The organism is Sphaerisporangium sp. NPDC005289 (assembly GCF_040607455.1).
Classification (GTDB): Bacteria; Actinomycetota; Actinomycetes; order Streptosporangiales; family Streptosporangiaceae; genus Sphaerisporangium; species Sphaerisporangium rhizosphaerae.
Window position 1 is genome coordinate 77,848 of record NZ_JBEXGS010000016.1, and the last position, 24,585, is coordinate 102,432.

The following is a 24,585-nucleotide window of genomic DNA, read 5'->3' on the forward strand; positions in this document are numbered from 1 at the left end:
CGGACGGGGGCCCGGGAAGCGAGGCGGCATCGTGAGGAGTGCCTGTACGGTCCCGGACGCGGGCCTGGGGAGCGGTGAGGTGGCGTCGTGAGGGTCGCGTGGACGGCCCTGGACGGGGGACTGTGGCGGCTGCGCATGCGGCTGGACGCCCGCGAGGACCTCGCTGGGACGGTCACCGACGGGCACCCGGTGGAGCTGGCCACCGACACCTGCCATGTGCGCCTTCCAGCCCGTGCGGGCGACGCGGGCCCGTCCGGGGCCGGGTCGTCGGGAGCGGGTTCGTCCGGCGCGGGAACGCCGCCGGGGGAGGTGCATCCCGATCTGCTGGCGCTGGCCGCGTGGACGGTGGCGGCGCCGTGGACGCGGCACAGGGTGGTGTTCGACCGGCCGATCTCGGCCGAGTTGGCGGCGGCGTTCGAGAGCGGCTGGGGCGTCGAGGCCGGGCCGGTGGGCGGGGGGCCGCCGCGTGCGGCCGGTGACCGGCTGGCGATCTCCTACAGCGGGGGCGCCGACTCGGCGGCCGTGGCCGCGATCCTGCCGGACGCGCCCCTGATCCACTTCCGCAGGGTCGGCCATCCCCGCGTCCCGAACCGCTGGACGCACTACCGGTCGGACGTGCTGGCCGCGCTGGCGAACGACACCGGCAGGGACGTGACGATCGTCGAGTCCGACCTGGAGTTCCTGCTGCGCTCGCCCCGCCCGGGCTACCCCGAGCACCATGCCGTGATGGCGGGCGCCGTCCTGCTGGCCGACGCCATGGACCTCGGCGGCGTCGCCCTGGGCTACGAGATCGGCTCCCGGTGGCTGGGCGGCGGCCGGTACGTGCACCGGTACACCCCGGACAACCCGATGTGGTCCGGCCACGGCCCGTGGGGCCGGCTGTTCGCCGCCGCGGGCCTGTCGCTGGTCCTGCCGGTCGGCGGCATCAGCGAGGCGATGACGATGCGCGTCGCGCTGGGCTCCGAGCTGCGCGACCAGGTGCGCTGGTGCCTGCGCGGCGACGGCGCGGGCCCGTGCGGGCGGTGCGGGAAGTGCCTGTACAAGGAGCTGATCCAGGCCGCGATCGAGCGCCGTCCGATGAGCACGGCGATCACCGCCGACCGGCCGGTGGCGCGCAAGTGGCAGCAGCCCCCGCCGTACGGCGGCCAGGAGATGATCGAGTACGGGTGCGCGCACATCCCGAACATCGACGACACGCCTTTCGCCCGCGCGGCCGGATATCTCAGGGCCACACCCGAGTCCACCGCCTGGCTGGAGCGGTGCTACCCTCCGGCCGTCGAGGAGATCCCCGCGCGCTGGCGCGGAGCGATCGCGGCCGTCATGGAGCGTGACTTCGGTTTCATGGACGCGGACGACGTCAAGCGGGTAGAGAGCTGGGGAGGGCGATGAAGGTCTACGTGTCGGTCGACATGGAAGGCGTGACCGGGCTCACCGACCCCGAGGAGATGCACGCCGGAGGCCGCGGCTACGAACGCGGCTGCGAGCTGATGACCGCGGACGCCAACGCGGTGATCGCCGGCGCCCACGAGGCGGGCGCGACGGCGGTGACCGTGAACGACGCCCACGGCTCGACCAAGAACCTCCGGGTGGACCTGCTGGACCCGCGGGCCACGCTGCTCCGCGGCCCGGGCAAGCCGATGCGCATGGCCCAGGGGCTGACCGCCGACTTCCAGGCCGCCTGCTTCGCCGGCTACCACGCCCGCGCCGGGGTCCAGCACGGCGTGCTCAACCACACCTGGATGGGCAAGGAGATCCAGAACGTCTACCTCAACGGCGAGGTGTGCGGCGAGACGCGGCTGGTGGCCGGGTTCGCCGGGTTCCTCGGCGTGCCGGTGGCGCTGGTCACCGGGGACGAGGCGGTCTGTGCCGAGGCGCGCGAGCTGCTCGGCGACGTCGAGACGGTCGCGGTCAAGAAGGGCGTGGACAGGTTCGCCGCCGAGCTGCTGCCGCCCAGCGTCGCCCAGGCGCTGATCCGGGAGGCCACCGCGCGGGCCCTGAACCGGCTGAGCGACTTCCGCCCGCACGTGGTGGATTCGCCGTACACCCTCGGCGTCGAGTGGAACTCCACGGCCATCGCCGCCGGCTGCTCGCTCATTCCCGGCGTGCGCGCGGCCGGCCCCCGGCACACCGAGTTCACCACGGAGGACTTCCGGGACATCATGGCGCTGCTCGGCATCTTCGCCATGATCGCGGGCCAGGTGGCCTGCGGCAGCGGCGTGTACGGCTGAGCCGGTGGGCGAAGACGGGTCACCGCGGCCACAGGAGGACGGGCCGCCGGGACACGGTGACGGCGTGCCACCTGGACCGCGAGGCGGCGTGCCGTCGGGGTCGCGCGACGGCCTGCCACCTGGGCCGCGGGACGGCCTGCCACCTGGGCCGCGGGACGGCCTGCCACCTGGGCCGCGGGACGGCGGGCCGTCGGGGTTGCGGGACGGCGGGTCACCGGAGTCGCGCGGCGGGGACGGCCTGACGCGGCGGTCGCTGCTGGTCGGCATCGGCGCCGCGGGCGGAGCGGGAGCCATGTACGCCGCCATGGGCGTGCTCGGCCTGGCCCCGTCCAAGGAGACGGCCCCCGTGCCCTTGGCCGGCGGGTCCGCCGCGCCGTCGCCGTACGTCCCGCCGCAGCGCTCGGACTTCGCGTTACGCGGCGGCCGCCCGGCGTCGGTGCTGGTGCTGGGCGCGGGCGTCGCCGGCCTGGCCTGCGCGTACGAGCTGGGCAAGGCCGGGTACGAGTGCACGGTGCTGGAGGCCCGCGACCGGGTGGGCGGGCGCAGCCTCACCCTGCGCGGCGGCGACACCGTCGCCGAGCTGCCGCTCCAGGGGGGAGCGGGGCAGGCCGGGGAACTCCAGCGGGTGGGGTTCGGGGAGAGCACGTACTTCAACGCCGGTCCCGCGCGCATCGCGCAGTGGATGGTCACGCTCGACTACTGCCGCGAGCTGGGCGTCCCGCTGGAGGTGTTCGTCAACACCAACTCCGCCGCCTACGTCCTGACCGACGGCATGAAGGCGCCCGTCCGCGCCCGCACGGCCCGTGCCGACGCCTACGGGTACATCTCCGAGCTGCTGGCCAAGGCGACCGACGCCGGCGCGCTGGACGCCCGGCTCACCCGCGCCGACAAGGAGCGGCTGCTGGACTTCCTCTCCCATTTCGGGGACATCGGCCCCTCGCACGCCTACACCGGGGGCGAGCGCCGCGGCTTCCGGGTCAACCCTGGGGTGGGGCCGGGCGCCGAGCTGGGCGCCGTCCCCGCGCTGACCGAGGTGCTGAGCCAGGGGCTCGGCCGCGTCCTGACGATGGACGCCGGATACGAGCAGGCCATGCCGATGTTCCAGCCGGTGGGCGGCATGGACGCGATCGTCCGCGCGCTGGCCGGGCGGGTCGGGGCGGCGCGCATCAGGACCGGTGTCCGGGTCACCCGCATCACCAACACCCCCGACGGCGTCGAGGTCGCGGTGGAGGGCGGCGCGCCGCTGCGGGCGCAGTACTGCGTCGCGGCGCTGCCGCCGCACGTGCTGGCCCGCATCCCCGGCAACCTCGGCGCGGAGGTCAAGACGGCCCTGACCGGCGCGGTGCCGATGGCGGCGGGCAAGCTCGGCCTGGAGTACGGCCGGCGCTGGTGGGAGATCGAGGACCGCGTGTACGGCGGCGCCACCGAGACCGACCTGGACGTCGGCCACATCTGGTACCCCTCCCACGGGTTCCACGAGCGGCGCGGGCTGGTGGTGGGCTACTACAACACCGGCGCCGACGCCGACGTCTACAGTGCGCTGACCCATCGGGAGCGACTGCGCAGGGCCCTCACCCAAGGCCGCAAGATCCACGGCCGCAAGTACGGTCAGGACCTGCTGTCCAGTGTGTCGGTCTCCTGGGCGCGGCAGCCGCACATCGAGGGCGCGTGGGTGCGCTGGTCCTCGCCTTCGGGGCAGCGGGCGCTGCTGCGTCCCGCCGGGCGGGTGTACTTCGCCGGGGACTGGCTCACCCATCTGATCGCCTGGCAGGCGGGAGCCTTCGAGTCCGCCCGTAAGGTGGTGACCGAACTCCATCACCGCGTCCTGAAGGAGGCATGACCCATGAAACTGGGCACGCTCGAATGGGTGCCCGCCGGCGACCGGCCCGATCTGCTCGCCGATCCGGTCGCGCGCGCCATCGGGGCCATGACCTCCGAGATGGCCTCCGAGGGGGCCTCCGGGGTGGCCGGTGAGGTGTCGGTGGCGCCCATCGACCCGGCGCTGGCCGACACCGCCGCGTTCTGCGAGCGGTACGGCGTGGCGCCGGAGGAGTCGGCGAACTGCGTGATCGTCGCGGCCAAGCGCGGAGGTGAGACGCGGTACGCGGCGGTGATGGTGCTGGCGACGATGCGCGCCGACGTGAACGGCGTCGTGCGCCGCCATCTGGACGCCCGCAAGACGTCCTTCGCCCCGCAGCAGGAGGCCGTGGCGCTGTCGGGCATGGAGTACGGCGGCATCACGCCGCTCGGCCTGCCCGGCGACTGGCCCGTCCTGGTGGACGCCGAGGTCGCGCGGCGTCCGCTGCTGGTCATCGGCAGCGGCATCAGGGGCTCCAAGCTGGCGCTCTCGGGCGAGGCGCTGGCCCGACTCAAGACCGCCGAGGTGGTCGCGCTCGCCCAGTGACCTGCGGGCGCCGGGGTCCTCGTGCGGCGCGCGCACACCCCGCCATGACGCGCACAGTGATCGCTCCGGCGCACACGGGTCACAGGAGTTTCCCGATTTTGGAAACCCTTGGGCCCGGTTCAGCCGTTGTACTACCGGGAATGTGGCCTCTTGGTTCCTCTCATGGGCGGGGTTTAAGCCGGTATGGTGCTACGTGCCGTCAACGGCCGCGAGCGCGCGCAGCGCTCTGGTCTCCGCGCCGGGCTCAAGGAAGAGTCCGGCGGGCGCCTCCCCGAGACCGCCGGCCGCCCGGCCGGCGACGGGGGTTGCCAGCCGCGATGGCGCGCGGGTTCGCGCCGCGCGGATCCGTCGGTGTGGCATGCCATGATTCGCCGGCCGGACTTTTTCGGTATGGGCATTGCACAAAGTGAGCGAACCGTGACAATTGGAGCAAGGCGCTTCCCTCCGGTCACCACTGCCGGGGCACCGCCGGAGATCAGATGAATCATGACGACCGATTGGGCCCCTACCGGCTGCTCCGGCGGCTCGGCGAAGGCGGCATGGGCGTGGTGCATCTCGCGCTCGACTCCCAGGGCAGGCAGGTCGCCGTCAAGGTGCTCCGTGCCGAGGTCACCGGGGACGACGTCGCGCGCCGCAGGCTCGCGCGCGAGGTCGAGACCATGCGGCGGGTGCGCAGCAGCCACATCGCCGAGGTGCTCGACGCCGACGTGACCGGCAGCCGTCCCTACATCGTGACGCGTTACGTGCCGGGCAGGCCGCTGGACGACACGGTCAAGCAGGACGGCCCGCTGGAGGTCGGCCCGCTGCTGAGGCTGGCCCAGGGCGTGGCCGAGGCGCTCACGGCCGTGCACGCCGCCGGCGTCATCCACCGCGACCTCAAGCCCGGCAACGTGCTCATGCTCGACGGCGAGCCCGTTCTCATCGACTTCGGCATCGCCCAGGCGGTCGACGCCACCCGGCTCACCCAGACGGGCATGTTCATCGGCACCCCGGGCTACCTCGCGCCCGAGATCATCGAGGGCCACGAGGCGGGTCCGGAGGTCGACGTCCACGCGTGGGCCGGAACGATGCTGTACGCCGCCACGGGCGCGCCGCCGTTCGGCAAGGGCACGCTGGAGATGGTCTTCTACAACATCACCGCCGGGCGGGCCAACGTCGAGGCGGCCCCGGCCGTTGTCCGTCCCCTGCTGCGCGCCGCCTTCAACCGCGACCCGGCCAAGCGGCCGAAGGCCGCCGAGCTCGCCGCGCAGCTCTCGCGCCTGGTGCCGCCGCGTGCGCCGCAGGGACGCGCGCGGGTGCCCGACGACATCCGCACCGTTCCCGATATGTCGGGCATGCCGGTTACCGGCACCTCGCTGTCCCACCCGGAACCGCTCCCCGCCCAGCCGTCGGCGGCAGGGCTCTCCCCGGCCGCCGACCCGCGCCTCGGCGCGGTCCCACCCGGCGCGCTGCCCGGTGCGGTGCCGGGCGTCGTGCCCGGCGCGGCGTCGGGCGCGCGCACCGGCGCCCCCGAGGCGTCTCCGGCCGCGGCGGCCTCTGGTGCCCGTCCTGGCACGGTCCCGCCCGAGGCGCCGCCCGGCGTGGCCACGCCGTACGCCGGGTTCCCCGCCGCCGACCCGCGCACGGCCGCCGACCCGCGCACCGGCGCCGCCGGGTCGCGTCCCGGCGCGGGGCAGGCCCGCCCCGGCGGCGCCCCCGCCGAGGAGTTCGTCTCGCTGCTCGGCGACGCGCCGCAGGCCCCCGCCGTGGGCGACCCATGGCCGACCGTGCGGGTGACCGGGGAAGAGCTGCGCCAGGCCGGCATCGCCTTCGACCGCGGCGCCGCCGCGCCGGGCGCGGGCCCGTCCGGCGGCGGGCCCGGGCCCGATCTCGCCGGCGGCGGGCCGTCCCCGGCGGACGGCGGCCGGGGTGAAGGCGAGATCCCCACCCGGTACGCCCCGCCGTCGGGGTCCCGCCCCTGGGAGGGCGGCCGTCCCGCGCCGCTCGACCAGGGCGAGGTGCCCACCAGGCGGGTGCGTCCCGACGAGCTCGGCGACCTCGACGCCAAGGCCAAGACCTACCGCGCCGAGCCGGGCGCCACGCCCGGGGTCTCGGCCCTTCCCGGAGCGGTCCCGCTGCCCGGGTCCACCGGCTCGCAGGCACCCACTGGCGCCGGTTCGCACGGTCCCCAGGGACGCCACGGCTCGGCCGCCGGTTCCCGGGGAGCGCCGGGCTTCCCGGCGCCGGGCGTCCAGGGCGGTCAGGGAGCCCACGGTGGTCACGGCGGTCAGGGCACTCACGGCGCCCAGGGTGGTCAGGGCATGCACGGCGGCCACGGTGGCCAGGGGTCTTCCGGGTTCGCCGTGCCGGGCGGGCACGCCTCGCCCGGCCACCCGGGTCCCGGCGGCCACGGCCCGACCAGCGGGAGGCCCTACCACCAGGCCCTGTTCGAGCAGTCTCCCGAGCTCTTCGAGCAGACGCCGCACATCCGCCACCCGGCGCAGGCCCAGTCGGCGCCCGCGCCCTACGTGCCGACCGTCCACCTGCCGCCCGAGGCCACGCCCGACTTCGGCCGGCAGGGCATCGGCGTCGACGGCACGCCCCGCTCCGCGGTGTACACCGTGGCGGGCGTGCTCGCGCTGATCATCGCGGTCGGCGCGGCCGTCGTGCTGCCGGTCGTGGTGACGGTGCTGGTGGTCCCGGTCGCCGTGCTGCTCAGGGCCGCCGACATCGCCCAGCCGGCGTTCGCGTCCCGGCGGCCCGCCGCGGCCGCCGCCGGTGACGTGCTGCGCGTGCTCGGCCGGCCGGGGGCGCTGGTGAAGTCGGCCGGCGTCACGCTGGCCCTGCTGCCCTACGCCCTCATTCTGGGCGTGCCCGTGACGCTGGTGCTCACCTTCCTGGTCGACGGCATCCCCCCGGGCACCGCCCTGAGCTGGGGGGTGGCCGTCTCGCTCTGGATCATCTGCGCGGGCCCGGGTGTGGAGGGGCCGGGCCGTCAGCTGGGCAGGACGCTCGCCGCCGCGTTCCCGGCCAAGGGCGCCGCCACGGCGCTGACCTTGGCACTCGGGGTCGTGGCCGTGCTCGTGGCCCTTTACGCGGTCGCCACGCTCGTCCGGCCCATGGGCGATGCAGTCTGGAGTCCTGTGGACGTGGACACCTGGCTGCGCCGCTTGCAAGAGCTTCGGACAAACACAGGATGACGGGGGAAACCGTGCCGGAGACGCTCGACAGATTGGGGCCGTACCGGCTGCTCCGCCGGCTCGGCGAGGGCGGGATGGGGGTGGTCCACCTCGGCCTGGACGAGGAGGGCAGGCAGGTCGCCGTCAAGGTCCTGCACCCGCACGTCGCGGCCGACCTCAAGGCGCGCGACCGGCTCACGCGCGAGGTCGAGACCATGCGCCGGGTGCGCAGCCCGCGCGTGGCCGAGGTCCTGGACGCCGAGCTGACCGGCGCGACGCCGTACATCGTCACCCGGTTCGCCCCCGGGCGGACGCTGGAGGAGACCGTCCTGACCGACGGCCCCCTGCCGGCGCACGAGGTCGTACGGCTGGCGCGGGGCCTGTCGGAGGCGCTGATCGCCATCCACGCCGGCGACGTCATCCACCGCGACTTCAAGCCGGCCAACGTCATGCTGGTCGGCGGCGACCCGCTGGTCATCGACTTCGGCATCGCCCACCTGGTCAACGCCACCCGGCTCACCCAGACCGGCATGTTCGTCGGCACGCCCGGCTACCTGGCGCCCGAGATCATCAGAGACGACGAGATCACCCAGGCGGCCGACGTGCACGCCCTGGCCGCCACCGTCTTCTTCGGGGCCACCGGCAAGCCGCCGTTCGGCACGGGCTCGTTCGAATCGGTCTGCTACAACATCATGGAGGGCCGGGCCAACATCGACCAGGCGCCGCCGTGGCTGCGCGGCTGGCTGCGCGCGGCCTTCGCCGTGAACGCCGCCGAGCGGCCGGACGCCCAGCGCCTGCTGGCGATGGCCAGGTCGCTGGACCCGAGCGTCACGGCCCTGCGGGAGTCCGCGGTGCCGCCGGGGCACACCCGCCGGCTGGACGGCGCGCAGGTCAACGGCCGGCTGCCCGACGGCACCCGCGTGCTGGACGCCGACGCTCGCGCGGCCGGCGGCGCGCCGGACGCCACGCACGTGCTGAACGGCGACGGCACCGCCGTTCTCGGCGCCGGCGAGCGCTCCGACGGCACGACGCCGACCAAGCGCACCAAGCCGGCCTCCGAGGACAGCTACTCCGACCTGCTGCCGCCGGTCCGGTACGCCGAGCCCGAACGCGAGCGCAGGCGCGGGCGCGCCGGGGCGCCGCCGCCCGCCGCCCCGGCCGCGTACGCGCCGCCCCCGCCCGCCCAGGGGTACCCTCCGGCGCCGTACGCCCCGCCCGGCCAGTACGCGCCGGTGCCCTATCCCGACCAGCGGGTGGCCGGGCCGCCCCCGCCGGCCTATCCGGCGCCCACGCGGGGCAGCGCGCCGCCGCCCACTCAGCCCCCGCGGGCGTACCCGCCCGCGCAGGGCCCCGGCCCGTACGGTCCTGAGGCCGGCCCGCGCGGCGACGAGCGGCGCCCCGAGCGCCCGCCCTACCGGGCCGGGCATCCCGTGCTCGCCGCCCTGCTGCTGGCCGTGGCCGTGGCCGGCGCGCGCCTGCTGCCCGTCCTGATGTGCGTCTTCATGGTCGTCGTGGTGCTCTGCCTGCGGGTCGGCGAGCACCTCTGGAGCGACCTGGCCGAGCGCCGCTCCATCCGGGGCGGCTCGGCCAGCGACCCGCTGCTCGCCGTGCTCGGCACGCCGTGGGCGCTGATCCGCGCCACTCTGACCACGGTGCTGGTCACGCCGCTGACGGTGATGTTCGCCCTGTGCGTCTGGGGCGGGCTGCACTTCGCGGGCGGCATGGGCACCGACACCGCCGCCTCCTACGGAGCGGCGGCCTTCGTCGGCGGCCTGTTCCTGCTGCCGGGCGGCGGCAAGCCCCGCAAGGCCGTTGCCCGCACGCTGACCGCCGCCATCCGCAGCCCGGGCGCGGGCATGGTCGCGACGATCATCGTGGGCACGCTGGCGTTCTTCACCGTGGTGGCCGCGATGTCCGCCGTCCCCTCGTGGATCCCGTGGCAGGCGCCCTCGCACGCCATCGACGCGCTCAGCGAACAGGCCAGGAGCACCGCCACCGGCCTCATCGGCGGTCTGGTCAAGGACCTGATGAACGACCTCGGCCTGGGGTTCCTGGCCTTCTGGGGCAGGTGACCGCGCCGGGGGCGACGACGGGCCGGGCCGGCCGGAAGGAGTGGCATGAGCACCGCTGGTCGGCTGGGGCCGTACCACCTGCTGTCGCGCCTGGGCGCGGGCGGGTTCGGTGAGGTCCATCTGGCGCTGGACCCCGAGGGCCGCACGGTGGCGGTCAAGGTGCTCCACCCGCACGTGGCGGCCGACGAGCAGGCCCTGGCGCGGCTGGCCCGTGAGGTGGAGACCATGCGCCTGGTGCGCGGGCCGCACCTGGCGGAGGTGCTGGACGCCGATCTCACCGGATCGCGCCCCTACCTGGTCACCCGGTACGTGCAGGGCAGGTCGCTCGGCGCCGTGCTCGCCGCGGGCGGGCCGCTGCGCGGTGAGGAGCTGACGCGGCTGGCGCGGGGGCTGGCCGAGGCGCTGGCGGCCGTCCACGCCGCCGGGGTCGTGCACCGCGACCTGAAACCGGCGAACGTCATCCTGGCCGACGGCGAGCCGCACGTCATCGACTTCGGCATCGCCTGCGCGCTGGACTCGGCGTCGGTGACGGCGTCGGGGGCCGTGCTCGGCACTCCCGGGTACCTGGCGCCGGAGGTCCTGGAAGGCGGGGAGGCCGGGCCCGCGGCCGACGTCTTCGCCTGGGGGGCCACGGTCGCCTACGCCGCCTCGGGGCGCCAGCCGTACGGGACCGGGCCGCCGCCGGCGGTGGCCTACCGCGTCGTGCACCACGACCCCGACCTCGCCGAGGCGCCGGCCTGGCTGGTGCCGCTGCTGCGGGAATGCCTGCGGCGCGACCCCTCCGCACGTCCTGAGGCCGCCGCGCTGTGCGCCAGGCTGGGCGTCGCGGCCCCGCCGCCGTTACCGGCCGGGCGTCCGCGCCGCGCGGCGGCCCCGGAGCCGCCGACGCAGGAGTGGCGGCCGCGCAGCCGCGAGACGGCCGGTCAGGTGGACGACGCGCGGACCCGCCACCGCGAGAAGGTGCGCCGGAGGTGGGTGGCCGGGTCGGGCGTCGTGTCCGGGCTGGTCGCCGCGGCCGTCCACCAGTACGTCCCCGAGCTGTCGCTGCTGGTCCTTTCGGCCTACGGCGTCGGCGTGCTGGTCGACGCGGGCGCCGGCGCGGTGTCCAGGGCGCGAGGGCGCGTGGTGTTCGCCCTGGTCAGCGGGGCCGGCACCGCCGGGTTGTACGCGGCGCTGATCGCGCTGTTCAGCCCGTTCACGCTGTTGCTGGCCCTGGGCACCGTGCTGTTCGTTCTGCTGACGGTGGCCTTCGCCGGGTGATCGCCCGAGGGGGGCGCGCCGGCCCCGCGGGACGTGTGATCGGCCCGGGACGTCCCGGCGTCGGTGGACGCGTCGCGCGGGGCGGGTCGGACAATGCACTGGAATATAGTTCGGTAGGGTGGGAAGGCCTCGTCGTGCGGGCCCCCAGGTGTCGTACGCTGCGGGTACGCGGCTAAGCTACTGACGAGTAACTACTTGCGGGTACATTGAGGGAGGAAAGGGATGCGCTTCCGACACGGAGATCGTCCTGGCCCACCCGGCGTCACGGCGTTCCCGGGAGCATGACAATCTGATCGCGGCTCCGGTGCCCGTCACCGGAGCGGCGCGTACGACGTGTGCGTACCCCCGCGCGCACGTGCCGATCAATCGGCGCCAGCCCAGCGATGCGGTGGCGCCTCGTGAAACGGGAGGTCGGCCACCGGCCATGAACATCGTCGTCTGCGTGAAGCAGGTCCCCGACACGGCGACCGAGCGCAAGCTGAGTGACAAGGACAACACGCTCGACCGTGACGCCGCCGATGGGGTCATCAACGAGCTGTGCGAGTATGCCGTCGAAGAGGCCCTCAAGATCAAGGAGGCGCACGGCGGCGAGGTGACGGTGCTCACCATGGGGCCCGCCAAGGCCTCCGACACCATCCGCAAGGCCCTGGCCATGGGCGCCGACAAGGCCGTTCACCTGGTCGACGACGCGCTGCACGGCTCGGACGCGCTGTCCACCTCCTACGCCCTGGCCCAGACGCTGAAGAAGATCGGGTTCGACCTGGTCATCCTCGGCTCGGAGTCCACCGACGCGCGCATGGGCGTGCTGGCCGCCATGCTGGCCGAGCGCCTCGGCGCGCCGCAGCTCACCTTCGCCCGCAAGGTCGACGTCGAGGGCTCCGCGGTCACAATCGAGCGCGTCACCGACTACGGCTACGACAAGGTGCAGGCCTCGCTGCCCGCCGTCGTCTCGGTCGTCGAGAAGATCAACGAGCCGCGGTACCCGTCCTTCAAGGGCATCATGGCCGCGAAGAAGAAGCCGGTGCAGACCTTCGGCGTCGCCGACGCCGAGATCGACGCCGCACAGGTCGGCCTCGCCGCCGCCTGGAGCGAGGTGGCGGACTTCTCCGCGGCCCCGCCGCGCGCGGCCGGCACCATCGTCAAGGACGAGGGCGACGGCGGCTCCAAGGCCGCCGACTTCCTCGCGTCGAAGAAGTTCATCTGAGGGGCGAGTCGATGGCTGAGATTCTGGTTCTCGTCGAGCACGTCGAGGGTGAGGTCAAGAAGGTCACCCTCGAACTGCTGACGCTCGCGCGCACGCTCGGCTCGCCGTCGGCGGTCTGGGCCGGCCCCGGCTACTCCGCCGACGCCAAGGCGCGGCTGGCCGAGTACGGCGCCGACAAGGTCTACATCGCCGACTCCGCGGAGGTGTCCGACCACGTCGTGGCCCCCAAGACGGCGCTGCTCGCCCAGCTCGTCTCCTCCGCCGCCCCGGCGGCGGTGCTGGTGGCCGCCACGGCCGAGGGCAAGGAGGTGGCGGGCCGCCTGGCGATCCGCACCGACTCCGGCATCATCACCGACGCGGTCGGCCTGGCCGACGGCCCGGTCGCCGAGCAGTCCATCTTCGGCGGCGGCGTCAACGTCCACTCCCGGGTCACCAAGGGCACCCCGATCTTCGCGGTGCGCCCCAACGCCACCACCCCCGAGGCTTCCACGGGAGCGGCGGCCGAGGAGCAGGTCACGGTGACGCTGTCGGAGGCCGACAAGGCCGCCAAGGTCGTCGAGCGGGTCAAGCAGGAGAAGGGCGCCCGCCCCGAGCTCACCGAGGCCGCCATCGTGGTCTCCGGCGGACGCGGCGTCGGCTCGGCCGAGAACTTCGCGGTCATCGAGAAGCTGGCCGACGCCCTCGGCGCCGCCGTCGGCGCCTCGCGCGCCGCGACCGACGCCGGGTGGTACCCGCACCAGTTCCAGGTCGGGCAGACGGGCAAGACGGTCGCCCCGCAGCTCTACATCGCGGCGGGCATCTCCGGCGCCATCCAGCACCGGGCCGGCATGCAGACCGCCAAGACCATCATCGCGATCAACAAGGACCCCGAGGCCCCGATCTTCGAGCTGGCGGACTTCGGCGTTGTGGGTGACCTGCACCAGATCGTCCCCCAACTCACCGAAGAAGTCGACAAGCGCAAGTAACCCCCCACCGACCCCGGGCGCCGCCCCCTCGTCCATCGGCCGAGAGGACGGCGCCCTTCCGCACCCTCCCGGCGAGTCCATCGAACAGTGATGGGCGTTGTATGGAAGGCTTGAGATCATGCCGGTGATGGAACAGAGCGCGCGGGCGATCGGCGTGGGATACGAAGGCCGCGATCTTCCTGAGTTCATCGAGATGCTGCGTCGCGAAGGCGTGGAGCTGTTGGTCGACGTCCGCCTGACGCCCATCTCCCGTAAGCGAGGGTTCAGCAAGACCGCCCTGGGCGAAGCCCTCGCCGAAGCCGGCATCGGCTACGAGCACATGCGGCACCTGGGCAATCCGAAATGGAACAGGGCGGGGTTCGGCGGCAGCCCCGGCGAGCTGAGCACCGCCCGCGATGTCTACTCGGCCGGGCTTTCGACCTCGGAAACGCAGGAGTGCTTGGAACGCATCGTCGAGGCATGCCGTCTGCGGCGTGTCGCAGTGATGTGCTTCGAAGCCGACCAGCGCCGTTGCCACCGAGATCTCGTACTGTCGGCCCTCGGTGAGCGGTTCACCTACCCCCTTTCCGCGTGAGCCTCCGCGGGTAGACGACACCCAGCACGATGAAGCTCTGCGGGTGCGCCTGCTGGTTGCCTACATAGAAGATGGTGTCGCGGTCAGGGGCGCACATCATGTCCCAGAACTTCTCCTGGATGGCCCGCTTGACCGTGTCATCGTCACGACCCTTCAGGCGACGCTGCAAGGCCACGAGCTCCCAGTCGTAGACGCCCTGCTCATGGGCCCTGCAGGTGGAAGACCCGCAGCGGTAGCGGTACCAGGCCTTGAAACGGGGGGCTTGAAGAGCCGTCCGGGATGTCGATTCGAACAATCCCAGTTGCCGGACGTACTGATCGATCTTCCTCTGCTCGGCGGTGGTCCACCCAGGATGCGGCCGGATGATCAGGTCAAGCACCTTCTCGGGACGGATCGCCGCCAATGATCGAGCAGAGGGCTGTCGCCGTACGGCTGCGATCAGTTCGCACATCGAGCTTTCGATGTAGTCGTCAAGGTAGGACATCCGTCTCGCCCAGCCATCAAGGTGGTTTTCGACGATGAAGCTGTCCGCACGTGGTCGCCAGCTTTCGGCTCGTGGATCATTGGGGCTGGGCTTGGCCTGCAACGTGACTATGTCGTACTTGTTGAACTTTCGGCTGTCGTCCAGGTCGCGATAATTGATGGGATAAAGCCTGATCCAGCCTGGTTGATCTAGATCAAGACGTAATGCGGCGACGCATACGGTCTCCCCGTACGTTTCCGACGGGTTCGGGGCGGCCTTCACGGTGATGAGCACCCGCATGCGCTGGTATTCGCTGCCCGGCGGCTTGGTCGGACGACTCTGGAGATCGGGGGCGAACAATGACGTTTGGTCTACCAAGACGATCTCCGTCGCGACAGAGTTGACCCTGAGGTGCGGCATTTACCCGCGGTCGACATCGGCATCGCGAGGATCGTACACGTTCTGCTTCTGGTAAACCCGGCGTCACCCGGAAATTGCAGATCCGAAACAAGGTAAATGGGAAGTATCGCCGATAGTTCCTTACCCGAATCGGATTTCCGGCTGTACGCGGCTCCGGGTCCGTGCGAGCTTGTAGCGCGGGCCGGCAAGGCTCACGGCGCGGCGGGGCTGCGACTCCGGTTCGCTGACATGGCCGGACCTGACGCCCACCGCCCTTGTGGTTCTGAGAGGGCGGTGGGCGTTCGGTGTCAGGCGACCAGGTCCAGGGGCTCGGGTTCGGGGGTGCGCTTGGGGGCCGCGGCGCGCAGGGCGGAGGGCCGGGGCTCGGCGGTGGTGGTGGCGTCCCGGAGGGAGCGGGTGCGGGGCAGGAAGCGGGCCGCCACCGCGATCGAGACGCCGAGGACGGCGGCGACGCCGAGGGCGAAGCGCAGTGTCATGGCGTGCGACAGGAAGCCGATCACGACCGGGCCGAGGAGCAGACCGGCGTACCCCATCGCGCCGGTCTGGGCGATCGCCGGGCCGGGGGTGGGAGTGGCGGTGCCGGCGAGCGAGAGCGCGATCGGGGAGATCGCGGCGACGCTGATCCCCACGAGTGCCATCCCGGCGACGGCGACCACCGGTGAGGAGGTCGTGATCACCACCGTGAAGGCGGCGGCCGTGCCGAGGCCGGAGGCGGCGATCAGCCGGCGGGCGCCGAGGCCCGCGCGCAGCCGGTCGCCGATGAGCCGGGCGATCAGCATGCCCGCCTCGAAGATCGGGTAGCCGAGGGCGGCGACGGCCTCGGGCGCGCCGATGACGTTCCGCAGGAACAGTCCGTTCCAGTCGGCGACCGCGCCCTCGACCATGAACGCGCCGAACGCGATCGCGCCGAGCAGGTAGACCACTCGGGGCATCCGCGTCCGAGCCTTGCCACGGCCGGAGGCGGCGGGGTGTGTGGAGCTCTCAGAGGCGGCGGGGTGTGTGGAGCTCCCGGAGGTGGCGGACTTCGCAGGGGACTGCCGGTCCGCCGGGACGGCTCCGTCCGGGAGGAAGCCGCGGCTGAGCAGGTAGGCCATCGGCGCCGAGACGATCGCCACCGCGAGCAGGTTGGCGGTGAAGGAAACCCCGAAGAAGATCGCGAGGGTGCCGAGCAGGCCGGCCGACCCGGCGCCCACGCACCATCCGGCATGCATGCCGTTCATCAGCGGGCGCCCGTACGCCTGCTCGACCGCGGAGCCCTGCGCGTTCATCGCGACGTCCACCGCGCCGAAGGCCATGCCGAACAGCGCGGTCGCGGCGACCAGCCACGGCAGGGAGGGCGCGAAGGCCACCCCGGCGAGCGTCGCCGCGGTGAGCGGGGCTCCGGCCCGCAGGACGACACGGCTGCCCACCCGTGCCATCACGCCCCGCATGGACTGCATGGTCACCAGGGCTCCGAGCCCCCATGCGAGGAGGGCGACGCCGACCGAGGCCTCGGATATGCCGAGTTTCTCGGCCAGCGCGGGGATGCGCACGGTGAACGTGCCGCACATCAGGCCGGCCAGGACGAAGGTGAGGATCGCCCGCACGCGGGCCACCCTCAGAACGGGGGTCAACACAAGTTCCTTTCACGTTGGTGTCCACAGGTGTGGACGGGGCGCGCGGACGAGCGCCGGTCGCGGCCTCAGGCACGGCGGTCGACGCCGAGGGGGGCAGGAGACGGGGCAGGACGGACGTCCGCGATCGAAGGGACGCCGGCGGGCGGAAGCGCGCCGGCGACCGAACGCATGGCGTTGGTCGAAGCGCGGCGACCTCACGGATGGATGCCGGTGGGTCGAAGCGCGGTGACCGGACGGATGGCGCCCAACTCAGAGAGCGGGCCGGACGGATAGCGCCCAGGTAAGAGCGCGGGAACGAAAGGATGGCGTTGGGGCCGCAGCGCGGTGACCGCACAGATGGCGACAGGTCGGCGCGGTGAGCGGACGGACGCTGACAAGGTCAGGGCGCGGCGACCGGATGGTAGTCGGTGGATCGAAGCGCCGCGGCGGCCGAAGTCCGGCAGGGTCGGAGTGCGGTGGGGGTTCCCATGCCGTCAGGCGAGGGAGCGTCGGATGCGGAGCCAAGACAGAGGGACGGGCATGCTGAAGGGCCCATGTCCGGCGGGCGGCCGGCAAGGGCGCTTACAGGCTGACGGGCCCCTCACAGGCTCACAGGCTGACGGGCTCCCTCACAGGCTGACGGGCTCCTGCGCGTGTCGCGAGCGGCGTGGCCCGATCATAAGGGCGACAGCAGGGCCAGCAGGCGCCGGTGCAGTTCCTCGTACTGGGCCTCGTCGTAGATGCCGGGGTCATGGGTCGCCACGTCCCACAGCCCTTCGCAGGTGAGGCGGACGATCTGCGCCGCCATCGGGTCTGCCTCGGTCTGCATGCCCTCGCGGTGCCAGCGGCACATGGCCTCGCGCAGCGGGGCCAGCAACTGCGGGTCGCCGGCGGCGCCGGTGACCACCGCCCAGCGACGCAGGCGCCCGGTGCGGATGGCCGCCAGGGTGGCCGCCAGGTAGGACCGGGTGTAGGAGGCCTGGCCCTGGGCGGCGACCAGTTCGTCGAAATCGGCGATGAGGCGCTCGATCAGGGCCTTGATCAGGGCTTCTTTGGTGGCGAAATGGTACAGAAGACCGCCCTTGCTCACGCCGGCCCGCTCTGCCACGGCCGACAGCGTGAGGCACCCGGCCCCCTGGTCGGCCAGCAGGTCTTCCGCCGCGTTCAAAAGCTCGTCTTTCCGCACGCCCGTAACTATACCGGCTGGACGGTACAGTGCGCGAACTGGGTTACGCTGGAGTACGCCATGGCTTACCTAGACCACGCGGCGACCACGCCGATGCTTCCTGAGGCCGTCGATGCGATGACGGCGCAGCTCGCCCGCGTCGGCAACGCCTCGTCCCTCCACGCGGCGGGCCGCCGCACCCGCAGGGTCGTCGAGGAGTCGCGCGAGGCCATCGCCGGCGCGCTCGGCGCGCGGCCCAGCGAGGTCGTGTTCACCTCCGGGGGCACCGAGGCCGACAACCTCGCCATCAAGGGCCTGTTCTGGGCGCGCCGCGCCTCCCACGGCGCCGACCGCCTGCTGATCAGCGCCGTCGAGCACCACGCCGCCCTCGACCCCGCCCACTGGCTGGCCGAGCACCAGGGCGCCTCCGTGGAGCCGCTCGCGGTCGACGAGTACGGCCGCGTCCACCCCGAGACGCTGCGCGCCGCCATCGAGGAGGCTCCCGAACGGGTGGCCCTGGTCAGCGTGATGTGGGCCAACAACGAGGTCGGCACCGTCCAGCCGATCCAGGAGCTCGTGGCGATCGCCCACGAGTACGGCATCCCCTTCCACACCGACGCCGTGCAGGCCGTGGGGCAGTTGCCGGTGTCGTTCTCCGCGTCCGGCGTGGACGCGATGACGATCTCGGGGCACAAGGTCGGCGGCCCGGTCGGCTCCGGCGCCCTGCTGCTCGCCCGCGGTGTGGACCCGGTTCCCGTGCTCCACGGTGGTGGCCAGGAGCGCGACGTCCGTTCCGGCACGCTGGACGCCGCCTCGATCACCGGTTTCGCGACCGCCGTGCGGGTCGCCGTCCAGCGGCGGGAGGCCGAGGCCGCCCGGCTGCGCGCCCTGCGCGACGAGCTGATCGCCCGCGTCCGCGCGGCGGTGCCGGACGTGGTGCTCAACGGGCATCCCGACGAGCGCCTGCCGGGCAACGCCCACTTCTCCTTCCCGGGGTGCGAGGGCGACGCGCTGCTGATGCTGCTGGACGCCAAGGGAGTCGAGTGCTCGACCGGCTCGGCCTGCTCCGCCGGGGTCGCCCAGCCCTCCCACGTGCTGCTCGCCATGGGCGCCGACGCCGTACGGGCGCGCGGTTCGCTGCGCTTCTCCCTCGGCCACACCTCCACCGCCGCCGACGTGGAAGAGCTGGCCCAGGTCATCGCCCCCGCCGTCGAACGCGCCCGCCGCGCCGGCCTGACCTGACACTTCCTGCCGGTCCGTCCGCCCGCCCGGGGCTGTACGCCGCCCGGGCGGGTGATCAGCTCGTGCCGCTCGTCGCGGGGATCCGCTTGCCCAGGTTGACGAAGAAGAGGATCAGGCCCACGGTCAGCACGATGTGCCCCAGTCCGGCGATGCCGGAGATCGCCGCGCTGGTCTTGGCGCCGAGGACCGTCTGGGTGCCGTGGATGATCATCATGAGGACGGTCAGCGCGAGACCCGCGTTGTAGACCCAGAAGGACCAGTTGAAGAGCTTGCTCGCCGACAGGGTGAACAACTTCTCAAGCGCCAGCACGACGAGGTAGAAGAGCATTCCGAGGGCGAGCAGGTGGGTGTGCACCACCCCGAGTTGGGTGTCGCCCGTGAAGTCGTTCATCTTCGTGAGTTCGCGGTAGTACAGACCGCTGACCACGCCGAGGATCATGTAGGTGTGTGCCGCGTAGTAGAGCTTTTTCATGATTGCGACCTCAGGGGAGTCGGTGCGGGGATGGGCGGCCGGAACGCCGGACGGCGGCTAGGGAGCCCGGTGTGGTTCGTCGGCCACCGAGCCTGGCGTCGTTCCAGCTCGTATTGCTGGGGAGGTCATCGCCGGAGGAGCTCCGGCGCGGCGAGCGAGCGCCGGTGCCGCCCGGGTCAGAGGTACTTGGGGAACAGGTCGCCGGTCGGCCACGTGCTGACGCCGTTCCAGGCGGTGTTCATCCGGGAGCTGAGCACGTCGTAGTCCGGAGTGCCGGTCTCCTCGCGCTGGTCGCAGACGGCGGCGTAGGTGAAGCCCTGCTGCAGCCGGGCCAGGTAGGTGTAGGTGCCGGGCAGGCTGCCGTTGTGCCAGGTGTTGAGGTGGCCCGTCACCTGGCGCACGTACCAGCCGCACCCGTACCAGGAGCCGTCCGCGCTGACGCCGATCTCCGGCTTGGCGAACGCCCGGCTGATCGAGGTGGCGTTCAGCACCGGCCCGGCGGCGTCGAAGACCCGGGCCCACCTGACCAGGTCGACCGCCGAGGCCAGCCAGCCGCCGTTGGCGGCGTGGTTTCCCATGTTGAAGCCGCCGTACGGCGCGGGCACGACGGCTCCCGAGTCGTCCAGGACGGTCTTGGAGGTGTACTGCGAGTAGTACGGCACCTCGCCCGCCGCGGCCTGCGACCTCAGGCCGCGGCCGAGCCGCATCCGGGTGACGCCGGCGGGGGCGAGCAGCTTCTGCTTCACGTACGACTCGTAGCTCTGCCCCGACACCTTCTCGACGACCAGGCCGAGCAGCAGGTAGCCGTAGTTGCTGTAGGCCATCCGGGCGCCCGGGGCGAAGTCCAGCGGCCGGCCGCCGGCGTAGGCGACGATGTCGCTCTTGCCGACCGGTAGCGGCATGCCGAGCTTGGCGGCGATGGTCCGATCGGCCATCAGGTAGTCGCCGGAGATGTCGCGGTCCCAGCCGCCGGTGTGCTGCATCAGGCGCCACAGGGTGACGTTCTTCAGCCGCGGGTCGGTCGTGGTCGGCAGGCCGAGGAGGTCGGCCACCTTCGCTCCGAGCGACACCTTGCCGTCCTGGGCCAGCCGCAGGACCGCCGCGGCGGTGATGTTCTTGCTGAGACTCGCGATCCGGAACAGCGAGGTCGGCTGCACGGCAGGGACGGCCGTGTCGCTGCTGTAGCGGTATCCCCGGGCCAGGACGAGCTTGCCGTTCTTGACCGCGGCGAGCTGGGCGCAGGGGATGTTCCGCTCTTTGATGTAGGTCTTCATCACGGTGTCGAGGGCGGCCAGCTGCGAGGGCGCGGTGCCCGTGGCCGTCACGGTGGGCGCGCCCGCCGCGTACGCCGGCGATCCGGACAGCGCGATCGCGGGCATCAGCCCGGCGCCCACCTTGAACACTTCACGCCGACTGAGCGCCACTTTCGTCCCCCGAGTACCTTTAGTAACTTTTGCGCGATCTTATCGATCTAGTACGCGCGGAAGCAGGTACTTCGGCAATTCGAGCGGCGTGATCGCCGATCGCCCGGGTGCTCCCCGGGCGTACGGAGGGTTTCGAGGGTTCCGGCGACTCTGCGTCGCCGGAGGACGGACGGCCGGTCGCCTTGTCCCCCGTGCGAGCTACGGGGAGGTGTCCACTGGGCGGTGACGATTCCGGAGCCGCGAATCCATAGCGTTCTCGGCACGCGCGGCGCCGGGCCGCGGGAAACCCGCAAGGAGTCGTCGTGCGTCTGTTGAAGCAACTGGGAGCCGTCGCGGCGGTGGCCTTCCTCGGCAGCCTGCTGGTGGGCGCGGTGCAGGGGAACGCCGTGCTCGCGCTGATCGCCGGCGTCGCGACGGCCCTGCTCGCCCTGCCGACGTACGCGAAGGTGGTGCGGTGGACCGAGCACCGCGACGCCGTGGAGGTGGCCAGAGAGGGAGCCGCCGCCTCGCTCGGCCGGGGATTGCTGATCGGTGCGGCGATGTTCACGGCGGTCATCCTGCTGATCGCCCTGTTCGGTGGCTACCGGGTCAACGGCTGGGGTTCGGTCGGCGGCGCGGTGACGCTGATCGGCGTCACGGCCGCCGCGGCCGTGACGGAGGAGGTGATGTTCCGGGGCGTGCTGTTCCGGATCATCGAGGAGCGCCTCGGCACCTGGGGGGCGCTCGTCCTGACCGGCCTGGTGTTCGGCCTGATGCACATCATCAACCCGCACGCCACCCTGTGGGGGGCGCTCGCCATCGGCATCGAGGCCGGCTGGATGCTCGCCGCCGCCTACGCCGCCACCCGCACGCTCTGGCTGCCGATCGGCCTGCACTTCGCCTGGAACTACACCGAGGCCGGGATCTTCGGCACCGACGTCTCGGGCAAGACCGGCTCGGAGGGGCTGCTGGACGGTCTGACGTCGGGCCCGGCGGCGCTGACCGGCGGCGACTTCGGCCCCGAGGCGAGCCTGGTGACGGTGGCCGCCGGCCTGCTGGTGACCTGGCTGTTCATCCGCCTGGCCCGCAAGCGCGGCACCGTCGTCCCCCGCCGCCGACGCCTCGCCCCGGCCGAGCCCGGCCCCACCCCCGCCCAGTGACCGGTATCGGGTCCCGGCCGGCGGGCACCACCGCGTGAGTGTGCGGGTGCGTCGCGGAGTTCGGCCCCGCCGGGCTTGGGCGGCGCGGTGGTGGGCGGGTCGACGGTCTTGGACGGCGGGCGTTGGCGGTCACTCCTTTACCTGGATGCCCATGGAGCGGGCGGTGCCGGTGATGATCTTTTCGGCCTGGTCGAGGTCGGTGGTGTTGAGGTCGGGGAGCTTCACGCGGGCTACCTCGCGGAGCTGGTCGCGGGTGATGGTGGCGGCGGTCTGGTGCCCGGGGCGGGGGCTGCCGCCGTCCAGGCCCGCCGCTCTGCGCAGGAGCGAGGCGGTGGTGGGCATCTTGGTGACCAGGTCGAACGACCTGTCCTCGTACACGGTCACCTCGGCGGGCACCACGAATCCGCGCTGGGACTCGGTCGCGGCGTTGTAGCGCCGGCAGAAGTCCATCAGGTTGATCCCCAGCGGGCCGAGGTCCTTGCCGACGGTCGCCGGCCCCGCCTCACCCGCTCTGAGCTGGATCTTCACGACTCTGGTGATCTTGTTCTTCGCCATGCCGGAAAAGGTAAAGTGTCCAGTAACTGGAGACTCAATGGGATTTTCCGCCCGCAGGACACGATGGAGCCGAGCCATGGAGCCCCGACACGACGGCTACACCATCGGGCAGGTCGCCCGGCTGTCCGGCCTGCCGGTTAAGACCATCCGCTTCTACTCCGACGTCGGTGTCCTGCCCGAGCGCGAGCGCACGGCCGCCGGGTACCGCCTGTACGGCGAGGAGGACCTGGCCAGGCTCGAGCTCATCCGCACGCTCCGCGACGTCGGCGTCGACCTGGCGACGATCCGCGACCTGGGCGAGCGCGACCTGCGTCAGGTGCTCGCCCTCCAGCTCCGCACCGTGGAGACTCAGCTCAAGGCGCTCCAGCGCACCCGGGCCGTCCTGCGGGCGACCCTGGAGCGCGGCGAGCCCTCCGAGACCGACCTGCGCCGGCTCAACACGCTCGGCCGCCTCGGAGCCGCCGAGCGCGAGGCGCTGATGGACGCCTTCGTCGGCGAGGTCGGCGGCGGCAGCCGCGCCCGCGAGCAATGGCTCACCGGGCTGCGCGAGGCCATGGTGCCCGATCTGCCGCCCGAGCCGACCATCGAACAACTCGACGCGTGGCTGGAACTGGCCGAACTGCTCTCGGACGAGGACTACCGGGCCGTCCTGCGGCGCGACGACACCGGCTTCTGGGAGCGGCGCGACCGGTCCGGGGACGAGCGGTTCGAGAGCTGGTGCCGGGCCAACGAGGAGATCGCCGAGACGGTCCTGGCGGCCGTGGAGAAGGGCGTGGAGCCGGAGTCCGCCGAGGCGGGGCCGGTGCTCGCCCGGGTCGTCATCCTGCTGAGCGGGATGCACGGCGCGGCGGGCGACGGGCCGGAGTTCCGCGGCTCACTGTCTCGCGGGTACGAGGAGCACGACCCGCGCGCCGTCCGCCACTGGCAACTGGTCGCCACGATCCAGGGCACTCCCTGGCCACACCCGCAGACCATCGCCCACGACTGGATAGCCAAGGCCCTGCGCGCCCACCCGGCCCCTTGACGCCGGCCGGGCCCACCGAGGCGTCAGCTCAGGAAGGGGGAGATGGCGATCCAGCCGGGGTCCTCGGCGATGGCGAGGTCGGGGCGGCCCTCCTGCCAGGTGGAGACGAGCTTGTCGACCTGCGCGGGGACCTCGGCGGCGGGGTCGGCGTAGACGTGCAGCACCCGGGAGCCCTGCGCGCTCACGTGCACGACCAGCAGGGCCGCGTCGCCGAGCCGGTCGAGAAGGGCCGCGAGGCGCTCCTCGAACTCGCGGAGCGCCGCCGCCGACCCGCCGTCCGGCAGGCCGTCCTCGTCGGACTCGGCGTACGGCAGTGTGATCGCGATGTGCTGGTCGAGCAGCGGATGGTCGACCGGGCGCAGAGGATGGCGGGCGGCGGCGATCAGGCGTGCCCCGTCGCCGGTCTGGCCCTCCAGCAGGACCCACTGCTCCTGCTCGAACTCCGAGGCCAGGTCGGCCACCACGGCCGGCAGGTGGACGGCGGCCACGGCGTCGATGGGCTGGAACGTGGCGGCGGTGATGTCGCCCACCCAGCGGGCGACCTCGTCCTCGCCGAGCAGCCAGTCGAGGGCCAGCAGCGCGGCCTCCATGCGCGTCTCGTCGTCGAGGTCGGGGAACAGCGGGTGGAAGGCGGCGATGTCGATGCGCGTGGCGCCGTTGGGCACCCGCAGCCCGAGCACCAGCTCGCCCAGCGCGAACTCGCGGCCCGCCACCTCCAAGGTGAGGGCGGCGGCGTCCGCGCGGGCCGGGCGCGAGGGCAGGAACTCCCACAGCGCGTCCGTCGGCGGCGCGGCGAGCGCCCAGCGGTGCGCCAGCGGGCGCAGCTCGGGGTCGCCGCCCGAGGAGACGATCAGCGCGTGCAGCGCGGCGCGGCCCGGGGTGATGTCCCACGTCAGCTCGGGACTCAGCGCGGCGACCGCCGGGGCGACCTCGGCGGCGAGGGCCTCGCGGTCGCCCGCGTCCAGCAGCGTCTCGACCTTCGGCCGCGCATCGGCCCACCACGCCCAGAAGCCGGTGATCGCCTCGGCAGGCCCACCCGGCTCCTTCTTGCGCCCGAACAGTCCCATGGCCCTGGATCCTCCCAGGTGTACGCCCTGAACGCGAACGTGAGCCCTCATCCAAGATCCGCGCAGCCCCACCACCCGGTCCCGGGCGAGCGGAGGGGGCGAAGTGGGCGGCGGCAGCCGTTCGGGGCCGGGGGGCGGGTAACCTCGGGGGTGT

General features: G+C 72.9%; 20 protein-coding genes. 13 read left to right on the top strand and 7 right to left on the bottom strand.

The annotated features are described in order from the left end of the window. Positions 1 to 87 precede the first annotated feature (87 nt). From ABZT47_RS26070 to ABZT47_RS26115, 10 genes are all read left to right on the top strand, one after another. Entirely contained in the window at positions 88 to 1,389 is a 1,302-nt protein-coding gene (locus ABZT47_RS26070) for a DUF6395 domain-containing protein (protein WP_354847206.1), read from the top strand. Beyond that, entirely contained in the window at positions 1,386 to 2,228 is an 843-nt protein-coding gene (locus tag ABZT47_RS26075) for a M55 family metallopeptidase (protein WP_354847209.1), read from the top strand. The genes ABZT47_RS26070 and ABZT47_RS26075 overlap by 4 nt, the downstream gene beginning before the upstream one ends. A 64-nt stretch (positions 2,229 to 2,292) precedes the next feature. Beyond that, positions 2,293 to 4,068 carry an FAD-dependent oxidoreductase gene (locus ABZT47_RS26080; RefSeq protein ID WP_354847212.1) on the top strand — a complete coding sequence of 592 codons (1,776 nt, stop codon included), beginning with the start codon at positions 2,293 to 2,295 and terminating at the stop codon, positions 4,066 to 4,068. Between the two features lie 3 nt (positions 4,069 to 4,071). Then, positions 4,072 to 4,632 (top strand): YbaK/EbsC family protein, encoded by a 561-nt coding sequence (locus ABZT47_RS26085; protein ID WP_354847214.1) that lies wholly within the window; start codon positions 4,072 to 4,074, stop codon positions 4,630 to 4,632. A gap of 479 nt (positions 4,633 to 5,111) precedes the next feature. After that, the gene (locus tag ABZT47_RS26090; protein ID WP_354847218.1) at positions 5,112 to 7,811 is read left to right on the top strand and encodes a protein kinase; all 2,700 of its coding nucleotides are present in this window, start codon (positions 5,112 to 5,114) and stop codon (positions 7,809 to 7,811) included. Beyond that, entirely contained in the window at positions 7,808 to 9,862 is a 2,055-nt protein-coding gene (locus ABZT47_RS26095; RefSeq protein WP_354847220.1) for a protein kinase, read from the top strand. Before ABZT47_RS26090 ends, ABZT47_RS26095 begins: the two co-directional genes overlap by 4 nt. 45 nt (positions 9,863 to 9,907) lie before the next feature. Next, positions 9,908 to 11,122: a serine/threonine-protein kinase gene (locus tag ABZT47_RS26100; RefSeq protein ID WP_354847223.1), complete on the top strand. Its 1,215-nt coding sequence runs from the start codon at positions 9,908 to 9,910 to the stop codon at positions 11,120 to 11,122. Between the two features lie 424 nt (positions 11,123 to 11,546). Continuing rightward, positions 11,547 to 12,326 (top strand): electron transfer flavoprotein subunit beta/FixA family protein, encoded by a 780-nt coding sequence (locus ABZT47_RS26105; protein WP_354847226.1) that lies wholly within the window; start codon positions 11,547 to 11,549, stop codon positions 12,324 to 12,326. Positions 12,327 to 12,337: 11 nt separating this feature from the next. Next, positions 12,338 to 13,291, top strand: coding sequence for an electron transfer flavoprotein subunit alpha/FixB family protein (locus ABZT47_RS26110; RefSeq protein ID WP_354847228.1), 954 nt, complete (start codon positions 12,338 to 12,340; stop codon positions 13,289 to 13,291). A gap of 118 nt (positions 13,292 to 13,409) precedes the next feature. Further along, complete coding sequence (locus ABZT47_RS26115) at positions 13,410 to 13,865, top strand: DUF488 domain-containing protein (RefSeq protein WP_354847230.1); 456 nt, start codon at positions 13,410 to 13,412, stop codon at positions 13,863 to 13,865. On the opposite strand, the gene ABZT47_RS26120 is transcribed toward ABZT47_RS26115, so the two are convergent. From ABZT47_RS26120 to ABZT47_RS26130, 3 genes are all read right to left on the bottom strand, one after another. Continuing rightward, positions 13,843 to 14,748 carry a hypothetical protein gene (locus ABZT47_RS26120; protein WP_354847233.1) on the bottom strand — a complete coding sequence of 302 codons (906 nt, stop codon included), beginning with the start codon at positions 14,746 to 14,748 and terminating at the stop codon, positions 13,843 to 13,845. The genes ABZT47_RS26115 and ABZT47_RS26120 overlap by 23 nt on opposite strands. A gap of 287 nt (positions 14,749 to 15,035) precedes the next feature. Further along, positions 15,036 to 16,361: an MFS transporter gene (locus ABZT47_RS26125; protein WP_354847236.1), complete on the bottom strand. Its 1,326-nt coding sequence runs from the start codon at positions 16,359 to 16,361 to the stop codon at positions 15,036 to 15,038. A 658-nt stretch (positions 16,362 to 17,019) separates the two neighbouring features. Then, entirely contained in the window at positions 17,020 to 17,529 is a 510-nt protein-coding gene (locus ABZT47_RS26130; RefSeq protein WP_354847239.1) for a TetR/AcrR family transcriptional regulator, read from the bottom strand. Positions 17,530 to 17,589: 60 nt separating this feature from the next. Here ABZT47_RS26130 and ABZT47_RS26135 point away from each other — a divergent pair, with 60 nt between their 5' ends. Continuing rightward, the gene (locus ABZT47_RS26135) at positions 17,590 to 18,750 is read left to right on the top strand and encodes a cysteine desulfurase family protein (protein WP_354847242.1); all 1,161 of its coding nucleotides are present in this window, start codon (positions 17,590 to 17,592) and stop codon (positions 18,748 to 18,750) included. A 55-nt stretch (positions 18,751 to 18,805) separates the two neighbouring features. On the opposite strand, the gene ABZT47_RS26140 is transcribed toward ABZT47_RS26135, so the two are convergent. Beyond that, positions 18,806 to 19,222 (bottom strand): DUF2871 domain-containing protein, encoded by a 417-nt coding sequence (locus ABZT47_RS26140; RefSeq protein ID WP_354847246.1) that lies wholly within the window; start codon positions 19,220 to 19,222, stop codon positions 18,806 to 18,808. A 176-nt stretch (positions 19,223 to 19,398) separates the two neighbouring features. After that, on the bottom strand, positions 19,399 to 20,646 hold the full coding sequence (locus ABZT47_RS26145; protein WP_354847249.1) for a serine hydrolase domain-containing protein: 1,248 nt from the start codon (positions 20,644 to 20,646) through the stop codon (positions 19,399 to 19,401). A gap of 302 nt (positions 20,647 to 20,948) precedes the next feature. On the opposite strand from ABZT47_RS26145, the gene ABZT47_RS26150 reads away from it, so the two are divergent. Further along, complete coding sequence (locus ABZT47_RS26150) at positions 20,949 to 21,785, top strand: type II CAAX endopeptidase family protein (RefSeq protein WP_354847252.1); 837 nt, start codon at positions 20,949 to 20,951, stop codon at positions 21,783 to 21,785. 129 nt (positions 21,786 to 21,914) lie between these two features. Here the strand turns inward: ABZT47_RS26150 and rplK are convergent, their stop codons facing one another. Further along, positions 21,915 to 22,340 carry a 50S ribosomal protein L11 gene (gene rplK, locus ABZT47_RS26155; RefSeq protein ID WP_354847255.1) on the bottom strand — a complete coding sequence of 142 codons (426 nt, stop codon included), beginning with the start codon at positions 22,338 to 22,340 and terminating at the stop codon, positions 21,915 to 21,917. A 76-nt stretch (positions 22,341 to 22,416) separates the two neighbouring features. On the opposite strand from rplK, the gene ABZT47_RS26160 reads away from it, so the two are divergent. After that, a complete protein-coding gene (locus ABZT47_RS26160; protein ID WP_354847258.1) occupies positions 22,417 to 23,364 on the top strand; it encodes a MerR family transcriptional regulator in 948 nt (315 codons plus the stop codon). Between the two features lie 23 nt (positions 23,365 to 23,387). Here the strand turns inward: ABZT47_RS26160 and ABZT47_RS26165 are convergent, their stop codons facing one another. After that, positions 23,388 to 24,431 (bottom strand): DUF695 domain-containing protein, encoded by a 1,044-nt coding sequence (locus tag ABZT47_RS26165; protein ID WP_354847260.1) that lies wholly within the window; start codon positions 24,429 to 24,431, stop codon positions 23,388 to 23,390. Positions 24,432 to 24,585: the final 154 nt, after the last annotated feature.